The following is a 19,355-nucleotide window of genomic DNA, read 5'->3' as shown; positions in this document are numbered from 1 at the left end:
CCGTTACTCGGCAGACTTCGCGACGGGCTCCTGGATGGTGCCTCCCTTGGCCAGGATGGCTTCCCGGGCGCCCTTGGTGATGCGGTCGGCGACGACGTTCACCTTGGTGGTGAGTTCGCCGCTGGCCAGCACCACGATCTTCTCCACGCGGGAGTTGACCAGCTTCTTCTCGCGGAGCGCCTCGAGCGTGACCGTCTCGCCATCCTTGAAGTGGATGGAGATGAGGCTGAGGGTGATCTCCTTGGTCTCGGGAGCGAAGATGTTGGTGAAACCGCGCTTGGGCAGGCGGCGGACCAGGGGCATCTGGCCGCCCTCGAAGCCGCGCTTGCTGCGGTAGCCGGACCGGGACTTCTGGCCCTTCTCGCCGCGGCCGGAGGTCTTGCCGAGGCCGGAGCCCTTGCCACGGCCCAGGCGCTTGCGGGACTTGGTGGCGCCCTCAGCGGGGCGGAGTTCGTTGAGCTTCATGGTCTACCCCTTCACCTGAACGCTGATGAGATGGGGCACGAGCTTGACCATCCCATGGACGTTGGGGGTGTATTCGCATTCGCGGGTGTCGCCGGGGCGCTTCAGACCAAGGGTCTGCATGAAGGCCCGGTGCTTGGGAGTGGTGCAGATGATGGAGCGCTTGAGGGTCAGCACCACCTGCTTGCCGATGAACTGCGACATGTTAAACCTCCGCCTGATCCAGGCCCCGATTGGTCAGGACCGTGTAGGGATCCATGAGGTCCTTCAGACCCTCGAACGTGGCGCGAACCACGTTGTGGGGGTTGGAGGAGCCCAGGCTCTTCGTCATCACGTTATGGATGCCGGCGGCCTCCATGATCGCGCGCACCGCGGCGCCGGCGATGATGCCGGTGCCCTCGGGGGCCGGCTTCAGCAGCACGCTGCCGGAGCCGAAGATGCCGGTCACCGGGTGCGGCAGGCTGCCGTTCGAGGTGACGGGGACCTTGATCATGTTGCGCTTGGCGCTCTCGATGCCCTTCTTGATGGCGGAGGGCACTTCGAGGGCCTTGCCGAGACCGAAGCCGACCTTGCCGTTGCCGTCGCCCACGACCACCAGCGCGGAGAAGGAGAAGTTCTTGCCCCCCTTCACCACCTTGGTGACGCGGCCCACGTAGATGACCTGGTCCTTGAATTCCCCGGCTTCGGAGTTGCGGGTTTCCTTGTTGTCCTTGAGCTCTGCAGTCGCCATGGTCATCCCCTAGAACTGGAGCCCGGCTTCGCGGGCGCTGTCAGCCAGCGCCTTGACGCGGCCGTGGTAAACGTAGCCGTTCCGGTCGAACACCACGGATGTGATGCCCCTCTCCTTCAGGCGGGCGGCGATGCTCGCACCGACGGCCTTCGCGGCCTCGATGTTGGCGCCGTTCTTCAGCGAAGCGCGGAGATCCTTCTCCAGGCTGCTGGCGGACGCCAGGGTGATGCCCTGGGTGTCGTCCACCGCCTGCACGTAGATGCGCTTCAGGCTCTTGTAGATGGTGAGGCGGGGCCGCTCGGGCGTCCCGCTCACGCGGCCGCGGATGCGGGCCTTGGTCTTGTCGCGTCGAATATTGATATCGTTCGCCATGGGTTCCCCTTACTTCCCGGTCTTGCCGGCCTTGCGGCGGATGACTTCGCCGGTGTACATGACACCCTTGCCCTTGTAAGGCTCGGGCTTGCGGAACTTCCTGATGTCGGCGGCGACCTGGCCCACCAGCTGCCGGTCGATGCCGGTCACGACGATATGGGTGGTCTTCTCGACGGCCATCTGGATGCCAGCGGGGGCCTCGTACTTGATGGGATGGCTGTAGCCGAGCTCGAGGTTGAGCTTGGCGCCGTCCATGGCGGCCTTATAGCCGACGCCGACGATGTCCAGTTCCTTCTTCCAGCCTTCGGTCACGCCGGTGACGGCATTGCCGAGCAGGGCGCGGGTCAGGCCGTGATAGGCACGGGTCTGGGCTTCATCGTTGGCGCGGGTGAGGCTCACGGAGTCGGCCTGGACGTCGAGCGTGATCCCCGCGGGGATCGGGCAGGTGAGCTTGCCCTTGGCGCCCTCGACGACGGCCTCGGACCCGGTGACTGTGACCTTCACGCCCTTGGGCAGCGTCACGGGCTTCTTTCCGATTCGAGACATGGTGGATTCCTTAGATGAGGGCGGAGGATCCGCCCATTTCAGGATTGGGTTACCAGACGTGGGCGAGGATTTCGCCGCCGACGTTCTGCTTCTTGGCGTCCTTGCCCGTCAGGAGACCCTTCGGGGTGGACAGGATGGCGATGCCGAGGCCGCCGTGGACCTCGGGGATCTCCTGCGCGCCGGTGTAGATGCGCAGGCCGGGACGGGACACGCGGCGCAGGCCGTGGATCACGTTCTCCTTGTCCTTCACGTACTTCAGATTGACGATGAGATACACGCGGTTCTCATGCTCGACCTGCTTGAAGGAGTGGATGTAGCCCTCCTGCTTCAAGATGCCGCAGAGACCGGCCTTGATCTTGGAGGCGGGCACCACCACGGCATCGTGACCGGCCATGATGCCGTTACGAATGCGGGTGAGGTAGTCAGCGATGGGATCGGTATGCATGGTCCCCTCTCCTTACCAGCTGGACTTCTGGACGCCCGGCAGCTCGCCGTTGAGGGCGAACTTGCGGAAGCACAGACGGCAGAGTTCAAACTTGCGCATGAAGCCCCGGGGCCGGCCGCAGCACTTGCAGCGATTGCGGTGCTGGGTCGAGAACTTCGGCTTGCGCGAATCCTTGACGATCTTCGAAATCTTGGCCATCGGTATGATCTCCTTAGCCTATTTGCGGAAGGGCATACCGAGGTGGGCCAGCAGGGCCCGCGCTTCGGCGTCGTTGGCGGCGGTGGTCACGAACGTGATGTTCATGCCCTTCATCTTGTCCACGCGGGAGTAGTCGATCTCCTGGAAGATCAGCTGGTCCTTGAGGCCCAGGGTGTAGTTGCCGCGGCCATCGAAGGACTTGGTGGGCACGCCGCGGAAATCGCGGACGCGGGGAAGGGACAGGGTCACCAGGCGGTCGAAGAACTCCCACATGCGGGGACCGCGCAGGGTCACCATGCAGGCGATGGGCATGCCGGCGCGCAGCTTGAACTGGGCGACGCTCTTCTTGGCCTTGCGCACGACGGCCTTCTGGCCGGCGATGGCGGTGAGCTCGTCCACGGCCACGTCCAGGACCTTGATGTTCTGGATGGCATCGCCGACGCCCATGTTGATGACGATCTTCTGCAGGCGGGGCACCTGCATGGCGGAGGAGAAGGCGAACTCCTCCTTGAGCTTCGACACCACCTCCTGGTGGTAGCGAGCCTTGACGCGGGGCTCCGCGTGGTCCTGCTTGGCAGTCATGGATTCCTCCATTTCCGTGGGGCGGCTATGCCCCAGGGGTTCGGGAGAGCGGGGGGGCTTGGGAACGGCGGTCCGGCCCGTTTCCCCCCAACCTCAGTTGTCATGGCGCGGGATGCGCCGTGGTGCTCCGCCCCGCGCACGGGGCAGAATGACCATCCTCCCACGAATGCGGGAGGATGGAAAGCGGTTTACTCGGGGCGCTTGCGGGTGCCCTTGCCGGTCTTGGGGTCGAGGATCATGACGTTGGAGGCGTGGATGGAGGCCTCCTTCTCGATGATCCCGCCACCCTCGCCGGTCTGCGGATTGGGCTTGGTGGCCTTCTTGATCATGTTGATGCCGGCGATGACCACGCGGTTGGTGGCGGGGCTGACCTTGGAGATGGTCCCGGTCTTGCCCTTCTCCTTGCCGGCGATGACGACGACCTGGTCGCCCTTCTTGAGCTTCATCTTGGTGGTGGCTTCCATTACAGCACCTCAGGGGCGAGGGAGACGATCTTCATGTACTTCCGCTCGCGCAGCTCGCGGGCCACGGGGCCGAAGACACGGGTGCCGACGGGCTCGCCATCCTTCTTGATGATGACGGCGGCGTTCTCGTCGAAGCGGATGTAGGAGCCGTCCTTGCGGCGGTAGGCCTTGCGCTGGCGGACGATCACGGCCTGGACGACGGCCTTCTTCTTGACCGTGCCGCCCGGGATCGCTTCCTTCACGGAGGCGGTGATCACGTCGCCGAGCTGCGCGATCTTGCCCACACCGCCGCCCAGGGGCAGGATGCAGCAGATCTTCTTGGCGCCGGAGTTGTCGGCGACGGTGAGCATGGTTCCCATCTGGATCATGTGAGCTCCTTACTCGCCGGCCTTCTGGACGATCTCGAGGACCGTCCAGCGCTTGCGCTTGGAAAGGGGGCGGGTCTCCACGATCTTGACCACGTCGCCGATGCCGCAGGCGTTGGTCTCATCGTGAGCCATGAACTTGGCGGTCTGCTTGACCGTACGGTGGTAGAGCGGGTGCTGGAACTTGCGCTCCACCTTCACCACCACGGTCTTGTCGGCCTTGTTGGAGACCACGACGCCGTTACGAATCATCTTGTTTTCGAGGCTCATGGGATCTCCTAGGCCAGCTTCGTCGCCAGGGCGGTTTTGACACGGGCGAGCTCACGGCGAGTCTTGCGGATCTCGGCGGTGTTCTCGACCTGGCCCACGGCGTGCTGGAAGCGGAGGGTGAAGCGCTTGGCGGCCAGTTCGGCCTCCAGCTGCGCCAGCTCCTCGACGCTCTTGCCGGTCAAATCGGAAAAGGGGTTCTTCTTGGTCATGGCTCTCACTCCTCCGGCGGCGTGCGGCTGACGAACTCGGACGCGACGGACAGCTTCATCTGGGCCAGGCGCAGGGCTTCGCGCGCGATCTCCTCGGTCACCCCCTCCATCTCGAAGAGGATGCGGCCGGGGCGGATCACCGCCACCCAGCCGTCCGGAGCCCCCTTGCCGGAGCCCATGCGGGTTTCCGCGGGCTTCGAGGTGGTGGGACGGTCGGGGAAGATGCGGATCCAGATCTTGCCGCCGCGCTTGATGTGGCGGGTCATGGCGATACGGGCGGCCTCGATCTCACGGTTCGTGAGCCAGCAGTGCTCGATCGCCTTGAGGCCGTAGTCACCGAAGGCGAGATCGTTGCCACGGGTGGCGACGCCGCGGGTGCGGCCCTTCTGGGTTTTGCGGTTCTTGACCTTCTTGGGCATCAACATGGATTCACCTCAGCGCTTCACGGTCTCGGCAACCTGGTCGCCCAGATTCACCCAAACCTTGATGCCGATGATCCCGTAGGTCGTGCGGGCCTCGGCGAAACCGTAGTCAACACCCGCGCGGATGGTCTGCAGGGGCATCTGGCCGGAGAGGTAGTCCTCGGTCCGGGCGATCTCGGCACCGTTCAAGCGGCCCGAGACCTTGATCTTGAAGCCCTTGGCGCCGAAGCGGATCGCGGCCTCCTCAGCCTTGCGCATGGCACGGCGGAAGGCGATGCGGCGCTCGAGCTGCTGGGCCACGCCCTCGGCCACCAGCTGGGCATCGACCTCAGGCTTCTTGATCTCCTGGATGTCGACGGACACGGGGCGGTTGAGGCGCTTCTGGAGGTCTTCGCGCAGCTTGTCGATCTCCGCGCCCTTGCGGCCGATCACGATGCCGGGGCGGGCGGTGAAGATGCGCACGGTGACCTTGTCCGCGGCGCGCTCGATGTCGATCTTCGAGATCATCGCGTTGAGGCTGTGCAGCTGCTTCTTGAGTTCGCGGCGGAGCTTGATGTCCTCGTGGAGCAGCGAAGAGTACTCGCGCTTGGAGAACCACTTGCTGCGCCAGTTCTTCTGGTAGACGAGGCGGAACCCGTACGGGTGGACTTTCTGACCCATGACTACTCCTCCCCGGCCGCGGACGCGAGCTGGATGGTGATGTGGCAGGTGCGCTTCTGGACCCGATAGGCGCGACCCATGGGCGCAGGACGGACGCGCTTCATGCGGAAGCCCTCGTCCACGAACGCGGACTTCACCATCAGCTCGTCCGGATTGACAGAGGGATTCTTGTCGATGGCGTTGGCCACGGCGGAATCCAGGAGCTTGCGGATGGGGGCGGCGGCGTACTTCTTGGCCTGCGCGAGCACCCACTGGGCCTCGCCGACGTGCTTGCCGCGGATCATGTCCACCACGAGGCGGGCCTTCTGGGCCGAACCGCGCAGGTGGCGAACGGTGGCGCTGGAAACGATCTCAGCCATCGCTACTTCCCCTTCGCCTTGGAATCGGACTTGCCGGCGTGACCCTTGAACGTGCGGGTCAGCGAGAATTCGCCGAGCTTGTGACCGATCATGTTCTCGGTGACATAAACAGGAATGAACTTGTTGCCGTTGTGCACGGCGAGGGTCAGTCCGATCATCTGCGGGATGACCGTCGACCGGCGGGACCAGGTCTTGATCACGCGCTTGTCGTTGGCCGCCTGGGCGACTTCCACCTTCTTCTGGAGGTGGGCGTCAATGAACGGGCCTTTTTTCAGGGATCGTGCCATTGTCGTGTCTCCTAGTTGATCCGCTTGACGATGAACTTGTCCGTGCGACGGTTGCCACGGGTCTTGTAGCCGCGGGTCGGCTGACCCCAGGGCGTCACGGGGTGACGGCCACCGGAGGTGCGTCCCTCGCCACCACCGTGCGGGTGGTCGACGGGGTTCATGACCACGCCGCGGACGGTCGGGCGGATGCCCTTCCAGCGGGTGCGGCCGGCCTTGCCGATCTGGATGTTCTCGTGCTGCAGGTTGCCGACGGTGCCGATGGTCGCGTAGCACTCGAGGTGGATCTTGCGGATCTCGCCGGAGGGCATGCGGAGCTGGGCGTAGTCGTCTTCCTTGGCCACGAGCTGGGCGAAGGTGCCGGCGGCGCGGGCGATCTGGCCGCCCTTGCCGGGCTTCATCTCGATGTTGTGGACGGTGTTGCCGACCGGGATGTTCCGCAGGGGGAGCGCGTTGCCCACCAGGATGTCGGCGTTCTTGCCGGCCACCACGGTGCGGCCCACTTCCAGGCCGTCGGGGGCCAGGATGTAGCGCTTCTCGCCGTCGGCGTAGACCAGCAGGGCGATGCGGGCGGTGCGGTTGGGATCGTACTCGATGGTCGCGACCTTGGCCGGCACTTCCAGCTTGTTGCGCTTGAAGTCGATGATGCGGTACTGGCGCTTGTGGCCACCGCCGATGTGGCGGGTGGTGATCCGGCCGGTGTTGGAGCGGCCTCCAGTGCGGTTCTTCTTGGCAATCAGGGAACGCTCAGGCGTATCCGTCGTGATTTCCTCGAAGCCGAACTTGGACATGCCGCGCTGACCGGGGGTCGTGGGCTTGAGCTGCTTGATGCTCATGGTTGTCCTCTTGCCTCAGGGTTGAAAGGGGCGGGCGATAGTGGGCAAAGCTTTTCCGTCCGCCATGGATCGCCTTACTCGGACGCGGGTGCGCCCGCGGCGAGTTCGACATAGGCCTTCTTGCGGGGGCTGGACGTCCCCACGAAACGGCCCAGACGCTTGGTCCGGCTGGGGATCCGCACGGTGCGGATGCCCTTCACCTTGGACTGGAGCAGGAGCTCCACGGCTTCCTTGATCTGGTGCTTGGTGGCCCAGGTGGCCACCTCGAACACCTGGATGTTCTTCTCGCGCAGGATCTGACCCTTCTCGGTGAGGAGGGGCTTGCGGATCACGTCGAAGATCTTGGTCATGGCTTCACCACCTCCTGGAGGGCCAGGACGGCTTCCTTGGAGAAGATCACCTGGTCGTACTTGAGGAGCTCATAGACGTTGACGCCCAGGCTCTCGATCGTCTGCAGCTTCGGGTTGTTGCCCGCGGCCTGGGAGAGCTTCTCGCTGGCCTCGGCACCCACCAGAAGGGCGGAGCCGGTGACGCCGAGCTTGCCCAGCGTCTGGACCAGGGCCTTGGTCTTGTGGGACTCGACTTCCCAGTTCTCGACCACCAGGATCTGGCCGCTGGCCAGCTTGGCGGACAGCGCGTTGCGCAGGGCCGCGCGCCGGGCCTTCTTGGGGAAGGCGTAGTCATAGGAACGGGGGTGCGGACCGTGGGTGGTGCCGCCGCCCTTCCACAGCGGGCTGCGGATGGAGCCCACGCGGGCGCGGCCGGTGCCCTTCTGCTTCCAGAGCTTCTTGCCGGAGCCGCTGACTTCCCACTTGTCCTTGGTCTTGGCAGTGCCGGCGCGGCGCTTGGCCAGGAAGTGGCGGACCGCTTCCCAGATCAGGTGCTCGTTCAGGTCCTCGAGCTTGAACACCTCGGGCAGGAGGTCGACGGTGCCGACCTGCTTGTTGTCGAGGTTGACGACGGGGTGCTGGAACGCTGCCATCCTAGGCCTCCTGCTTGATGACGATGTACCCACCCTTGGGGCCGGGGACGGCGCCCTTGATGAGCAGCAGGTTGTTCTCGGCGTCCACCTTGGCGATCTCCAGGTTGCGCACGGTCACCTGGGCGTCGCCCATGTGGCCGGCCATGCGCATGCCGGGGAAGACGCGGCTGGGGTAGCTCGACTGGCCGATGGAGCCGGGAGCGCGGTGGAACATGGAGCCGTGGGTCGCACGGCCGCCCGCGAAGTGGTGCCGCTTGATGACGCCGGCGAAGCCCTTGCCCTTGCTGATGCCGGTGACGTTCACCTTGGTCTTCGCCTCGAAGGCGCTGGCCAGGACGCTGTCGCCGGGCTTGGCGGCGTCGGAGGCGTCCACCTTGATCTCGCGGAGCACGCGGACCGGGGCGACACCCAGCTTCTCGCAGTGGCCCTTCTCGGCCTTGGAGGCGCGCTTGCCGCCATTGGGGTCGACGAAACCGATCTGGACCGCTTCGTAGCCGTCCTTGGCGGAGGTCTTGCGCTGCACGATCACGCAGGGGCCGGCCTGGATGACCGTCACGGGGACGATCTGGCCCTGCTCATTGAAGATCTGGGTCATCCCCAGCTTCTTGCCGATGATTCCTTTGGACATGTCTTCTCCCCCCTCTACCTGTTGCCCTGACGGCTGAAGACCTTGATCTCCACGTCGACGCCAGCGGGCAGATCCAGGCGCATGAGGGTGTCCACGGTGTTCTGGGTCGGGTTCAGGATGTCGAGCAGCCGCTTGTGCGTGCGGATCTCGAACTGGTCCCGGCTCTTCTTGTCCACGTGGGGGGAACGGTTCACGGTGTACTTGTTCGTCCGGGTGGGGAGGGGGATGGGCCCGGCCACCTGGGCGCCCGTGCGCTTGGCGGTGTCCACGATCTCGCGGGTGCTCTGATCGAGCAGACGGTGGTCGAAGGCACGCAAACGGATGCGGATGTTGTCTTTCATGCTCACTCCATTGGGACGGGAACCGTCCATAGACGTGGGGCGCTGACCGCCCATGTAAATCCGTCCCAACGACAGGGACAGGGCTGATCAGCATAACAAAAGCCGCTGTAAATTCAACGGCTTTTTGAGAGAACGCACGACCTCCCGGAGGAGGAAGCGGTGGATCAGGAGGCCCGGCAACCCGAAGGTTCGAAGGATGACCTCACCCCGAGAGGGGCTAAAACAATCAACTAAAGGTCTTGCTTAACTCCAAAACGGGCAAAGCCCGCTTTGGAGCTGGGAACAACTACTTGGCACCCTTCACTTTGGCCACGATTTCTTCGGCCACGTTCCGGGGAGCCTCTTCGTAGTGCGAGAACTGCATGGTGTAGTTGCCGCGGCCCTGGGTCATGCCGCGGAGGGTGGTGGAGTAGGCGAACATCTCGGCCAGGGGCACCTTGGCGGTGACGACCTTGGAGCCGGCCCGGTCCTCCATGTTCTCGATGCGGCCCCGGCGGCTGTTCAGGTTGCCGATGACGTCACCCATGTAGTCCTCGGGGACCACGACCTCGACGGCCATGATGGGCTCGAGGATCACGGGGGAGGCCTTCTCGCAGCCGGCCTTGAAGCCCATGGAGCCCGCGATCTTGAACGCCATTTCGTTGGAGTCCACGTCGTGGTAGCTGCCGTCGTAGATGGTGACCTTGATGTCGACGCAGGGGTAGCCCGCGAGGACGCCGGACTGCATGGCCTCCTGGATGCCCTGGTCCGTGGGCTTGATGTATTCCTTGGGCACCACGCCGCCCTTGATGTCGTTGATGAACTCGTAGCCCTTGCCGGACTCGTTGGGCTCGATGATGAGCTTGACGTGGCCGTACTGGCCGCGGCCGCCCGACTGGCGCACGAACTTGCCTTCGGCCTCCACGCGCTTCCGGATGGTCTCGCGGTAGGCCACCATGGGCTTGCCCACGTTGGCCTCGACCTTGAACTCGCGCATCATGCGGTCGACGATGATCTCGAGGTGCAGCTCGCCCATGCCGGCGATGATGGTCTGGTTGGTCTCGGGGTCGGACTTCACCTTGAAGGTGGGATCCTCCTGGGCCAGGCGGCTCAGGGCGACGCCCATCTTCTCCTGGTCGGCCTTGGTCTTGGGCTCGATGGCCACCTGGATCACGGGATCCGGGAAGTCCATGGACTCGAGGATCACGGGGTGGTTCTCGTCGCAGATGGTCTGGCCGGTCAGCACGTCCTTGAGGCCCACGGCGGCGGCGATGTCGCCGGTGCGGACCTCCTCGATGTCCTCGCGCTTGTTGGCGTGCATCTGGAGGAGGCGGCCGATGCGCTCACGGCGGCCCTTGGCGGCGTTGTAGACGCCCGAGCCGGCGCTCAGGACACCGGAGTAGATGCGGATGAAGGCGAGCGAGCCCACGAAGGGGTCGGCCATGATCTTGAAGATGAGGGCCGCGAAGGGCTCCTTGTCGTCGGCCTTGCGCTCCACCTCGTTGCCGTCGGCATCGACGCCCTTGATGGCGGCGATGTCCAGGGGCGAGGGCATGTAGCTCACCACCGCGTCGAGCATGGGCTGGACGCCCTTGTTCTTGAAGGCGGAGCCGCACATCATCGGCGTGAACGCCAGGCTGATGCAGCCCTTGCGGATGCCCGTGCGGATCTCATCCTCGGTCAGCTCTTCGCCGCCCAGGTACTTGTCCATGAGCGAGTCATCGGTCTCGGCGACCATCTCGATCATCTTCTCGCGCCACTCCTTGGCCGTCTCCACGAGGTCCGCGGGGATCTCGCCGTAGATGACCTTGAAGCCCTTGTCGCCCTCGTCGAAGGTGAGGCCCTTCATCAGCACGAGGTCCACCACGCCCTTGAAGTTCTCCTCGGCGCCGATGGGAACCTGGATGGGCATGGGCCGCGCCTTGAGGCGGGTCTTCATCATCTCCACCACGCGGAAGAAGTCCGCGCCGGGGCGGTCCATCTTGTTCACGAAGGCCATGCGGGGCACGCCGTACTTGTCGGCCTGGCGCCACACGGTCTCGGACTGGGGCTCCACGCCGCCCACCGCGCAGAACACGGCGCAGGCGCCGTCCAGCACGCGCAGGGAGCGCTCCACCTCGGCCGTGAAGTCCACGTGGCCGGGGGTGTCGATGATGTTGATGCGGTGCTCCACGTCCTTCAGCTGGCCCGTCTGGGGGACCCAGGCGGCCGTGATGGCGGCGGAGGTGATGGTGATGCCCCGCTCCTGCTCCTGCACCATCCAGTCGGTGGTCGCCGCACCCTCATGCACCTCGCCGATCTTGTGGATCTTGCCGGTGTAGTAGAGGATGCGCTCCGTCGTGGTGGTCTTGCCGGCATCGATGTGCGCCATGATGCCGATGTTCCGGTAGCGCTCGAGGGGGGTCTGACGGGCCACAGCGGCCTCCTGAAAGGATCAAAACGGAATCGGAGTCGAGGGTGCTTCAAAGACCTTCGCGGAAGGAGCCGCCGGATCGGCGGCTCCTTCCGGTCGGACGGGCTACTACCAGCGGAAGTGCGCGAAGGCCTTGTTGGCCTCGGCCATCTTGTGGACGTCGTCCTTCTTCTTGATCGCGGCGCCGCGGAAGTTCATGGCGTCCAGGATCTCGCCGGCCAGCTTGTCGCGCATGGTGCGCTCGCCACGGGAGGCAGAGTAGGTCTTCAGCCAGCGCATGGCCAGGGACTGGCGGCGGTTCTGGGGAACCTCCACGGGCACCTGGTAGGTGGCGCCGCCCACGCGGCGGGACTTGACTTCCACCGAGGGCTTGATGTTGTTGAGGGCCTTCTGGAAGGCCTCAAGGGCCTCCTCACCGGACTTCTTGGCGACGATTTCGAGTGCACCGTAGAGGATGCGCTCGGCGGTAGCCTTCTTGCCGCGCTCCATGAGGATGTTCACGAACTTGGAGACGGTGAGGCTGTTGTAGACGGGATCCGGGAGGATCTCACGCTTGGCGGGTGCGTTGCGACGGGCCATGTTTCACCTCCCCTACTTCTTCTTGGCCGGCGCGGCGCCAGCCTTGGGGCGCTTGGCGCCGTACTTGGAACGGGACTGGTTGCGGCCCGCGACGCCAGTGGCGTCCAGGGTGCCGCGGACCACGTGGTAGCGCACGCCCGGCAGGTCCTTCACGCGGCCGCCGCGGATGAGCACGATGCTGTGCTCCTGCAGGTTGTGGCCCACGCCCGGGATGTAGGTCGTGCACTCGATGCCGTTGGTGAGGCGCACGCGGGCCACCTTGCGAAGCGCGGAGTTCGGCTTCTTCGGGGTGGTGGTGAACACGCGGGTGCACACGCCGCGCTTCTGCGGGCAGGCGTCGAGCGCGGGGCTCTTGGTCTTGTTCTGGAACGTCTTCCGCCCAATGCGGATCAACTGATTGATGGTAGGCACACCATCCTCCAAGGAAGGCGCCGGGTTTTCCGGGCCTGGGCCCGAGAGGTTCGCCGCGTTGGAGGCTTCGGGGAACGTCGGACGGATGAAATCCTGCGCCGGCCCACGGGGCCGGAACCATCTAGGCTAACGGAATGGCCTGGAAAGTCAACGCGCCAAGCCAAAACAAGAGACCGGCATCACCCGGCCAGGGGGCAGCCGCAGCCCCCGGCGGCGCAGCCATGGCCGCTCTTGGGGGTCTCCGGGGCCGATACCGCGGGCTCGGAGGCCGCGCTCTTGTACCAGCCTCCCCCGGCCAGGGTGAAGCCCGCCACGGAGACCTGGCGCCGCATCCCGCTCGCCAGGCCGCAGGCCGGGCAGGCGTGGACCTCGGGCGCGGACATGCTCTCCAGCTTCTCCTCGGACCGGCCACAAGCTTCACAACGGTATTCATAGAGCGGCATGGCAGACTTCTCCCGGGACTTCTCCCTGAACCGATCATTTTATCCCAGCTGGTTAGATGCCGTCACCGATCCGTTTCTTCCAGAGCCCTGAAGCCTTCCTCGCGGCCGTTCCCCGGCCGGGGATCCTCTGCTTCACCAACGGCTGCTTCGACCTGATCCATCCGGGCCACGTGCAGTACCTCGCCGAGGCCCGCGCCCTCGGCGACTTCCTCGTAGTGGGCCTCAACAGCGATGCCTCGGTGGCCCGGCTCAAGGGCCCGAGCCGCCCCCTCCAGGACGAGGCGGCCCGCGCCGCCATCCTGCTGGGGCTGCGGAGCGTCGACGCGGTCATCCGCTTCGATGAGGACACACCGCTGGAGCTCATCACCGCCCTCCGGCCGGATGTGCTGGTGAAGGGCGGCGACTACACCCCTGAGACCGTGGTGGGCCGAGAGATCGTGGAAGGTAGGGGCGGAAAGCTTGTGCTTCTGCCCTTCCTCCCGGGGCACAGCACCTCCCGCATCGAGCAGCGGATCCGCAGCGGGCGCGGTGTCACGCTTGAACCGCACGAATAGACCGTTCGGATGATCCGGTTGTGACAGTTACCCGCTAGGCTGGGACCGGCCTTGCTTCGAGGCCCGTTTTTGCCGGAGGTTCCATGCGTCACCACGTTGCCCTCACGCTCGCCCTGCTGGGCTTGCCCCTCGCCGCCCAGGACATCACCGGCGGCCTGCAGACAGGTCTGTCACTACCAGTCGGGGATCTGAAGGACAAGGATGGCCTCGGTACCAACCAGTTCTTCGGCGCCCACGTCGGCGGCCACCTCGACTTCAACATCACCCCGCACCATCAGGTCCGCGCCCAGCTGACCTACCACAGCCTTCCCGGCTCCGGCTGGGGCGGCTTCTCCGACGATCAGAACGACTACAAGATCCTGCAGGTCGGCGCCGACTGGGTCTACAACTTCCAGAGCCCGAACCAGGGCTGGTACACCATCGCCGGCGCCTCTATCAACAGCGTCAAGGACGAGTGGGAGTTCACCAATGGGAACGGCTTCCGGATCAGCGGCAGCGCCAGCCAGAGCGGCAAGCTGGGCCTCCGCGGCGGCGGTGGCTACACCTTCAATCGGATGTTCTCCCTGGAAGGCACGCTGAACCAGGTGTTCGTAGACAAGAACGGCAGCGACGGCCTTGGCTTCGACACCGCCACCTGGGCCCAGGTCAGCGCCGTGTTCCGCTTCGGGCGATAGGCTTTCTTCCACTCACGAAAACGGGCCGCAATCGCGGCCCGTTTTCGTGAGAACCGGAAAAGCTAAAGCAGCGGAGACAGCAGCTGCCAGTACTTGGGCAGGGGCCAGAGGTCCGCGTCGCAGGCCTCTTCCAGGTGGTCCAGCACCTCCCGGAGGGCGTGCTTGGCCTCATTGACCTTCTTGCCGAAGGCCTCGGTGCGGGCGTGCAGGTCCTCAAGGGCGTCGGCCTCGGCCAGGGCCGTCTTCATCGCGGAAAGACGCGCCTGGGCCTCGCCGGCCAGGGTGGCCTGGGCCTGGAGGGCGGCCTTCAGGGTCTCGGGCACCGCGATGCCGACGGCAGCCAGCCGCCCGAGGCTCTTGGCCCTGGCCCCGAGGTCGGCGGTGATGGAGGGCAGGATCTGGGTCTCCGCCATCTCGCGCAGGACCTGGGTCTCGATGGCGATGGCCTTCTGGTACTGCTCGTGGCGGATGTGGATGCGGGACTCCAACTCGCCCTCGGACAGGATGCCCGGCTTGGAGAACACGGCCTTGGCCGCGGCGGCCTCCCAGATGTGGAGTGCGGCCACGGTGTCCTTGGCGTGGGGCAGGCCGCGGCGCTCGGCCTCGACCTTCCACTCCTCGGCGTAGCCGTTGCCCTCGAAGCGGATGGCCTTGGTCTCGATGATGGCCTGGCGCACGACGGACAGGACGGCGGCCTTGTGCTCCTTGCCGGACTTGATCTCGACGTCGAGCTTGGCGTTGAGGCCTTCAAGCGCCTCGGCCACGGCGGCGTTGATCACGGTCAGGGGCAGCGCGATGGGCTGGCTGGAGCCCACGGCGCGGAACTCGAACTTGTTGCCCGTGAAGGCGAAGGGACTGGTGCGGTTCCGGTCCGTGGCATCCTTCTCGATGCGGGGCAGGTTGCCGATGCCGAGATCGAGGATACGCTGGGTGGAGGCATCCGCCGCGTCCCCCTTCTCGATGGCGTCGAGGATGTGGCTGAGCTGGGCGCCGAGGAAGGCGGACATGATGGCCGGCGGCGCCTCGTTGGCGCCCAGGCGGTGGTCGTTGCCGGCGCTGGCGATGGCAGCGCGGAGCAGGCCGCCGTGGGTGTGGATGGCCTTCAGCGTGGCGCTGAGGAAGTAGAGGAACTGCAGGTTCTCCTCGGGCGTCTGGCCGGGCTCCAGCAGGTTCTGGCCCTCGTCCGTGGCCAGGCTCCAGTTCACGTGCTTGCCGCTGCCGTTGACGCCGGCGAAGGGCTTTTCGTGGAGCAGGATGGCCAGGCCGTGCCGCTCACCCACGGACTTGAGCAGCTCCATGAGCAGCTGGTTGTGGTCGCTGGCGATGTTGGCGGCCTCGTAGATGGGCGCGATCTCGAACTGGTTGGGGGCCACCTCGTTGTGGCGGGTCTTGGCGGGGATGCCCAGCTTGAAGCACTCCAGCTCGACCTCCTGCATGAAGCCGAGGACGCGCTCCTTGATGCTGCCGAAGTAGTGGTCCTCCAGCTCCTGGCCCTTGGGGGGCTTGGCACCCTGGAGGGTGCGGTTGGCGAACATGAGGTCCGGCCGCTGCTGGGCCAGCTCCAGGTCCACGGCGAAGTACTCCTGTTCGGGACCGCACTGCGCAATGACGGAATTGGCCTTCACGCCGAAGTGGGCCAGGCCCTCGACGGCCTGCCGGGACAGGACGTCCATGGAGCGCAGCAGGGGCACCTTGTGGTCCAGGGCCTCGCCGTGGTACCCGACGAAGGCGGTGGGGATGCAGAGCGTCTTGCCCAGGGGCCCTTCCATGAGGAAGGCCGGGCTGGCGGGATCCCAGGCCGTGTAGCCGCGGGCCTCGAAGGTGGCGCGCAGGCCGCCGCTGGGGAAGGAGCTGGCGTCGGGCTCGCCCTGGATGAGCTGGCCGCCGCTGAAGCGCTCGATGACCTGGCCCGGCTCGTCCCAGGCGATGAAGGCGTCGTGCTTCTCGGCCGTGGCGCCGGTCATGGGCAGGAACCAGTGGGTGAAGTGGGTGCAGCCCTGCTCCAGGGCCCAATCCTTCATGGCCTGGGCGACGCTCTTGGCCACTTCGGGCGACAGGGCCTCGCCGCGCTTCAGCGCCTGGCGGTAGGCCTTGTAGACATCCTTCTGCAGCCGGTCGCGCATGGTGCGCTCGCTGAACGTGTTGCAGCCGAAGTACTGGCTGATCTTGAGCTGATCCAGCCGTGAGATGCTGGAAGTGTCTGGCGCCGGCGCCTTGGCCATGTGTCCCCCCTTGGACGTTGAACGATGAAGGTAAATAAAAATAAACCGATGTCCGCCCCTCGGGGGCAGCCATCGGATTCCCACATCCAACTGGATCCTGCGATCCAAGCACAGGATACAGGAAACCCGCTTGTGGCAACAGGGGTTTCCGCGCCCGAGCGCGCCCTTTCCCTCCTCGGGGACCTCCGGCGCCACCAGGAGAGGGTGCCTAGCCCCGCCGCCCTGGCCTGGGAGCGGGCGGCCTTCGCCGAGGTGTTCGACCATGAGGGGCCGGGCGAGCGCATCCGCGGGTTCCTGGAGAAGGAACTAGAATGAGTGCCATGGACATGACCGCCCCCTACGTCCCCGACCTCGAGAGCATCCCCGCGGGGATCGACCTGCCCGCCGAGATCCGGCGGCTCAAGGCCGAGCGGCGGGCCGTGCTCCTGGCCCACTACTACCAGGAGCCCGAGATCCAGGACCTGGCTGACTTCGTGGGCGACAGCCTCCAGCTCAGCCAGCAGGCCGCCAAGGCCGACGCCGACGTCATCGCCTTCTGCGGTGTCCACTTCATGGCCGAGACCGCCAAGATCCTCAACCCCGCCAAGACCGTGGTCATCCCCGACATGGACGCGGGCTGCAGCCTGGCGGACCGCTGCCCGGCGGACTACTTCGCCGAGTGGCTGAAGCAGTACCCGGATCACGACGTCGTCAGCTACATCAACTGCTCGGCAGGCGTGAAGGCCCTCAGCACCGTCATCTGCACCAGCAGCAATGCGGTGCGGGTGGTGGAGAGCCTCCCGAAGGACCGCAAGATCGTCTTCGCACCCGACCGCCACCTGGGCAAGTGGGTCATGAAGCAGACCGGCCGCGACATGGTGCTGTTCCCGGGCTTCTGCATCGTGCATGAGCAGTTCACGGCCAAGCGCCTGGCGGCCCTCAAGGCCCAGCACCCGGAGGCCAAGCTCATCGCCCATCCCGAGTGCGACGCCACGGTCAGCCAGCTGGCGGATTTCGTGGGCAGCACGGCGGCCCTGCTCAACTTCGTGGCCAAGGACAGCGCCAGGGCCTTCATCGTGGCCACCGAGGCGGGCATCCTCCACCAGATGCGCCAGCGGCGGCCGGATGCCGAGCTGATCCCCGCCCCCGCCGACAGCGGCTGCAACTGCAGCCTCTGCCCCTACATGAAGCTCAACAGCCTGGAGAAGCTCTACCTCTGCCTGCGGGACCTGAAGCCGGAGATCCACCTGGACGAGGCCGTGCGGGTGAAGGCCCTCAAGCCCCTGGAGCGGATGCTCGCCCTGGGTTAGGCCCCCCGGAAGGGCCCGGCGGCCGCTAAGCTGGCTGTCACCCCCTTCCGCCGAGCCCCCATGTACCGCCACCGCGCCTCCCGGTTCCGCCTCATCCACCCCAGCCTGGGCCTCTCGCGCTGGCAGCGCCTCCAGCAGCAGAGCGGCATCGCCCTGCTGGTCCTGGCCGGCCTGGTGGTCACGGCCCTGCTCATGGCCGCGCCCCGCTACTACCTGAATGACCAGGTCAGCACCGCCCAGCAGGCCTACATGGATGCCCACTGGGTGGACCACGAGGCCGTCGAGCGGCACTGGAAGAGCCTCCCGATCCTCCACAGCGTCCGCCGGGGCGACGAGGAGGATGTGCGCCGCCTCCTCGAGGACCAGCCCCTGGTGGTGGCCCTGCTGGACCGCTTCGAGGGCCGCCGCCTCTGGGTGCGCGAGGGGGACCGCCTGGTGGTTCCCAAGGACGCCGCCCTGGCCCAGCAGTACCTGGGCTGGATGACCCACGCCGAGACCGCCCAGCGCTTCGAGTGGAACCCGCCGCGGGAGCAGGACCCGGATTTCGGGAAGGTCGCCACCGTGGTCCTCCTCTCCGACCGCTGGCTGGTGATCAAGCGCTGGCGGCCGGGCGCGCCCGAGGTGGAGCGGGAGCTGGGGATCGCCCTGGCCCCCCGCCGGGCCCTGCGCATGGGCCTGCTCCGGGAATCGGACGCCAACCGGCGGGACCTGAAGCCCCAGCCCTGGGGCGCCCAGCCCAACCTCCAGGCGGACCCCCAGCGGCTGGTGACCCTGCCCCTGGGCTCCTCCACCAAGACCAACGCCTTCGGGGATGGGTGGTACCTGGCGGGAGTCGCCTTCGACGAAGAGCAGGTCACCTTCCGGAAGTCCCTGAAGTATCAGAGGCGGCTGATCTCCGGCGCGGCCCTCTCCGTGGGCTTGGCCGTGCTGCTCGGCCTCTGGCTGCGCCACCGGGCCCGCCGCAAGGCCGAGCTGGACGCGGACCGCATGGCCTCCATGACCCACAGCCTCAAGACCCCCCTGGCCATCCTCAAGTTCCGCTGCGATTCCCTGCGCCTGGGCCGCCTCGATCCGGACCGGGCCGACGAGGAGCTGCTGAAGATCAGCGAAGAGGTGGACCACCTCACCACCATCATCGAGACCGGCCTGCGGGTGATCCGCGGCAGCGGCGCCTCGGGCCCCCGGGGCCAGGCCAACCCGGCCTGGTTCCAGGAGGTGGCGGAGGATCTCCGCCCGGGCTTCGATGCCGAGGGCCGCCCCCTCGATTTGAAGCTCGCCCCGGAGGCCGGCCACGCCCCGCTGCCCTCCCTGCGGGCGGCCGTGCTCACCCTGGTGGAGAACGCCCTGGCCCACGGCAAGGGCCGCGTCACCCTGGAGACCTGGCGGGCCCGTCGCCGGTTCTGCATCCAGGTCAGCGACGAGGGCGGGCTCGATCCCCACCAGCTCAAGGTCCTCGGCAAACCCTTCCAGAGGATCCGGGAATCGGGCAAGGAGGGCTTCCTCCGTGAAGGCCAGGGACTGGGCCTGAGCCTCCTCGTCCAGGTGGCCGACCAGGAAGGCTGGGGCCTCACCTTCGCCTCCGGCCCCGGCGAGGGTTTCTCGGCCCTCCTGGAGATCCCGGCCGCCTGAGGGGCTC

Annotated in this window: 30 protein-coding genes; 4 read left to right on the top strand and 26 right to left on the bottom strand. The window is 66.2% G+C overall.

Going from position 1 to position 19,355, the window contains the following annotated elements; translation table 11 throughout:
• Positions 1 to 3 precede the first annotated feature (3 nt).
• From rplO to QSJ30_RS13495, 25 genes are all read right to left on the bottom strand, one after another.
• Positions 4 to 465, bottom strand: coding sequence for a 50S ribosomal protein L15 (rplO, locus tag QSJ30_RS13615; protein ID WP_285610136.1), 462 nt, complete (start codon positions 463 to 465; stop codon positions 4 to 6).
• Positions 466 to 468: 3 nt separating this feature from the next.
• Positions 469 to 666: a 50S ribosomal protein L30 gene (rpmD, locus tag QSJ30_RS13610; protein ID WP_243288428.1), complete on the bottom strand. Its 198-nt coding sequence runs from the start codon at positions 664 to 666 to the stop codon at positions 469 to 471.
• A 1-nt stretch (position 667) separates the two neighbouring features.
• Positions 668 to 1,192: a 30S ribosomal protein S5 gene (gene rpsE, locus QSJ30_RS13605; protein WP_285610134.1), complete on the bottom strand. Its 525-nt coding sequence runs from the start codon at positions 1,190 to 1,192 to the stop codon at positions 668 to 670.
• Positions 1,193 to 1,201: 9 nt separating this feature from the next.
• Positions 1,202 to 1,564: a 50S ribosomal protein L18 gene (rplR, locus tag QSJ30_RS13600; RefSeq protein WP_257305886.1), complete on the bottom strand. Its 363-nt coding sequence runs from the start codon at positions 1,562 to 1,564 to the stop codon at positions 1,202 to 1,204.
• A 9-nt stretch (positions 1,565 to 1,573) separates the two neighbouring features.
• The gene (rplF, locus tag QSJ30_RS13595; RefSeq protein WP_285610127.1) at positions 1,574 to 2,110 is read right to left on the bottom strand and encodes a 50S ribosomal protein L6; all 537 of its coding nucleotides are present in this window, start codon (positions 2,108 to 2,110) and stop codon (positions 1,574 to 1,576) included.
• Positions 2,111 to 2,159: 49 nt separating this feature from the next.
• A complete protein-coding gene (gene rpsH, locus QSJ30_RS13590; RefSeq protein ID WP_026852742.1) occupies positions 2,160 to 2,555 on the bottom strand; it encodes a 30S ribosomal protein S8 in 396 nt (131 codons plus the stop codon).
• Between the two features lie 12 nt (positions 2,556 to 2,567).
• The gene (locus QSJ30_RS13585; protein ID WP_026852743.1) at positions 2,568 to 2,753 is read right to left on the bottom strand and encodes a type Z 30S ribosomal protein S14; all 186 of its coding nucleotides are present in this window, start codon (positions 2,751 to 2,753) and stop codon (positions 2,568 to 2,570) included.
• 18 nt (positions 2,754 to 2,771) lie between these two features.
• A complete protein-coding gene (gene rplE, locus QSJ30_RS13580; RefSeq protein ID WP_285610124.1) occupies positions 2,772 to 3,335 on the bottom strand; it encodes a 50S ribosomal protein L5 in 564 nt (187 codons plus the stop codon).
• 188 nt (positions 3,336 to 3,523) lie between these two features.
• A complete protein-coding gene (gene rplX, locus QSJ30_RS13575; RefSeq protein WP_285610123.1) occupies positions 3,524 to 3,799 on the bottom strand; it encodes a 50S ribosomal protein L24 in 276 nt (91 codons plus the stop codon).
• Positions 3,799 to 4,167 carry a 50S ribosomal protein L14 gene (gene rplN / locus QSJ30_RS13570; protein ID WP_026852746.1) on the bottom strand — a complete coding sequence of 123 codons (369 nt, stop codon included), beginning with the start codon at positions 4,165 to 4,167 and terminating at the stop codon, positions 3,799 to 3,801. The genes rplX and rplN overlap by 1 nt, the downstream gene beginning before the upstream one ends.
• Positions 4,168 to 4,176: 9 nt before the next feature.
• Positions 4,177 to 4,434, bottom strand: coding sequence for a 30S ribosomal protein S17 (rpsQ, locus tag QSJ30_RS13565; protein ID WP_026852747.1), 258 nt, complete (start codon positions 4,432 to 4,434; stop codon positions 4,177 to 4,179).
• A gap of 8 nt (positions 4,435 to 4,442) precedes the next feature.
• Positions 4,443 to 4,643 carry a 50S ribosomal protein L29 gene (rpmC, locus tag QSJ30_RS13560; protein ID WP_026852748.1) on the bottom strand — a complete coding sequence of 67 codons (201 nt, stop codon included), beginning with the start codon at positions 4,641 to 4,643 and terminating at the stop codon, positions 4,443 to 4,445.
• A 5-nt stretch (positions 4,644 to 4,648) separates the two neighbouring features.
• Positions 4,649 to 5,068, bottom strand: a complete 420-nt coding sequence (gene rplP / locus QSJ30_RS13555; protein ID WP_285610121.1) for a 50S ribosomal protein L16 — start codon at positions 5,066 to 5,068, stop codon at positions 4,649 to 4,651.
• 9 nt (positions 5,069 to 5,077) lie between these two features.
• Entirely contained in the window at positions 5,078 to 5,725 is a 648-nt protein-coding gene (gene rpsC / locus QSJ30_RS13550) for a 30S ribosomal protein S3 (RefSeq protein ID WP_243303177.1), read from the bottom strand.
• Positions 5,726 to 5,727: 2 nt separating this feature from the next.
• A complete protein-coding gene (gene rplV, locus QSJ30_RS13545) occupies positions 5,728 to 6,084 on the bottom strand; it encodes a 50S ribosomal protein L22 (protein WP_285610119.1) in 357 nt (118 codons plus the stop codon).
• Positions 6,085 to 6,086: 2 nt separating this feature from the next.
• Entirely contained in the window at positions 6,087 to 6,371 is a 285-nt protein-coding gene (gene rpsS / locus QSJ30_RS13540; RefSeq protein WP_285610117.1) for a 30S ribosomal protein S19, read from the bottom strand.
• Positions 6,372 to 6,382: 11 nt separating this feature from the next.
• Positions 6,383 to 7,204 carry a 50S ribosomal protein L2 gene (rplB, locus tag QSJ30_RS13535; RefSeq protein ID WP_285610116.1) on the bottom strand — a complete coding sequence of 274 codons (822 nt, stop codon included), beginning with the start codon at positions 7,202 to 7,204 and terminating at the stop codon, positions 6,383 to 6,385.
• A gap of 74 nt (positions 7,205 to 7,278) precedes the next feature.
• Complete coding sequence (locus QSJ30_RS13530) at positions 7,279 to 7,554, bottom strand: 50S ribosomal protein L23 (protein ID WP_285610114.1); 276 nt, start codon at positions 7,552 to 7,554, stop codon at positions 7,279 to 7,281.
• Positions 7,551 to 8,186: a 50S ribosomal protein L4 gene (gene rplD, locus QSJ30_RS13525; RefSeq protein WP_285610109.1), complete on the bottom strand. Its 636-nt coding sequence runs from the start codon at positions 8,184 to 8,186 to the stop codon at positions 7,551 to 7,553. The genes QSJ30_RS13530 and rplD overlap by 4 nt, the downstream gene beginning before the upstream one ends.
• Before the next feature lies 1 nt (position 8,187).
• Positions 8,188 to 8,814 carry a 50S ribosomal protein L3 gene (gene rplC / locus QSJ30_RS13520; protein WP_243303172.1) on the bottom strand — a complete coding sequence of 209 codons (627 nt, stop codon included), beginning with the start codon at positions 8,812 to 8,814 and terminating at the stop codon, positions 8,188 to 8,190.
• Positions 8,815 to 8,828: 14 nt separating this feature from the next.
• The gene (rpsJ, locus tag QSJ30_RS13515; RefSeq protein ID WP_043483643.1) at positions 8,829 to 9,155 is read right to left on the bottom strand and encodes a 30S ribosomal protein S10; all 327 of its coding nucleotides are present in this window, start codon (positions 9,153 to 9,155) and stop codon (positions 8,829 to 8,831) included.
• A 286-nt stretch (positions 9,156 to 9,441) separates the two neighbouring features.
• On the bottom strand, positions 9,442 to 11,550 hold the full coding sequence (gene fusA / locus QSJ30_RS13510) for an elongation factor G (RefSeq protein WP_285610105.1): 2,109 nt from the start codon (positions 11,548 to 11,550) through the stop codon (positions 9,442 to 9,444).
• Positions 11,551 to 11,655: 105 nt separating this feature from the next.
• On the bottom strand, positions 11,656 to 12,126 hold the full coding sequence (rpsG, locus tag QSJ30_RS13505; protein WP_285610103.1) for a 30S ribosomal protein S7: 471 nt from the start codon (positions 12,124 to 12,126) through the stop codon (positions 11,656 to 11,658).
• A 12-nt stretch (positions 12,127 to 12,138) separates the two neighbouring features.
• Entirely contained in the window at positions 12,139 to 12,537 is a 399-nt protein-coding gene (gene rpsL, locus QSJ30_RS13500; RefSeq protein WP_243303169.1) for a 30S ribosomal protein S12, read from the bottom strand.
• Positions 12,538 to 12,716: 179 nt separating this feature from the next.
• The gene (locus QSJ30_RS13495; RefSeq protein WP_285610100.1) at positions 12,717 to 12,980 is read right to left on the bottom strand and encodes an FmdB family zinc ribbon protein; all 264 of its coding nucleotides are present in this window, start codon (positions 12,978 to 12,980) and stop codon (positions 12,717 to 12,719) included.
• 56 nt (positions 12,981 to 13,036) lie between these two features.
• On the opposite strand from QSJ30_RS13495, the gene rfaE2 reads away from it, so the two are divergent.
• Both rfaE2 and QSJ30_RS13485 read left to right on the top strand, forming a co-directional pair.
• Entirely contained in the window at positions 13,037 to 13,534 is a 498-nt protein-coding gene (gene rfaE2, locus QSJ30_RS13490; protein WP_285610098.1) for a D-glycero-beta-D-manno-heptose 1-phosphate adenylyltransferase, read from the top strand.
• A gap of 83 nt (positions 13,535 to 13,617) precedes the next feature.
• Positions 13,618 to 14,208, top strand: a complete 591-nt coding sequence (locus tag QSJ30_RS13485) for an outer membrane beta-barrel protein (RefSeq protein ID WP_285610096.1) — start codon at positions 13,618 to 13,620, stop codon at positions 14,206 to 14,208.
• 62 nt (positions 14,209 to 14,270) lie between these two features.
• Here the strand turns inward: QSJ30_RS13485 and QSJ30_RS13480 are convergent, their stop codons facing one another.
• Positions 14,271 to 16,430: a glutamine synthetase III family protein gene (locus QSJ30_RS13480; protein WP_285610095.1), complete on the bottom strand. Its 2,160-nt coding sequence runs from the start codon at positions 16,428 to 16,430 to the stop codon at positions 14,271 to 14,273.
• Between the two features lie 326 nt (positions 16,431 to 16,756).
• Between QSJ30_RS13480 and nadA the strand changes: the two genes are divergently transcribed.
• Both nadA and QSJ30_RS13470 read left to right on the top strand, forming a co-directional pair.
• Entirely contained in the window at positions 16,757 to 17,719 is a 963-nt protein-coding gene (gene nadA / locus QSJ30_RS13475; RefSeq protein WP_420798799.1) for a quinolinate synthase NadA, read from the top strand.
• A 60-nt stretch (positions 17,720 to 17,779) separates the two neighbouring features.
• A complete protein-coding gene (locus QSJ30_RS13470; RefSeq protein WP_285610093.1) occupies positions 17,780 to 19,348 on the top strand; it encodes a sensor histidine kinase in 1,569 nt (522 codons plus the stop codon).
• The last annotated feature ends 7 nt before the right edge of the window (positions 19,349 to 19,355 follow it).

The sequence above is a fragment of the Geothrix edaphica genome (assembly GCF_030268045.1).
In the GTDB taxonomy this organism is placed as follows: domain Bacteria; phylum Acidobacteriota; class Holophagae; order Holophagales; family Holophagaceae; genus Geothrix; species Geothrix edaphica.
The sequence above is the reverse complement of the archived record's forward strand: the minus strand, read 5'-3'. Positions and strand labels throughout refer to the sequence as shown.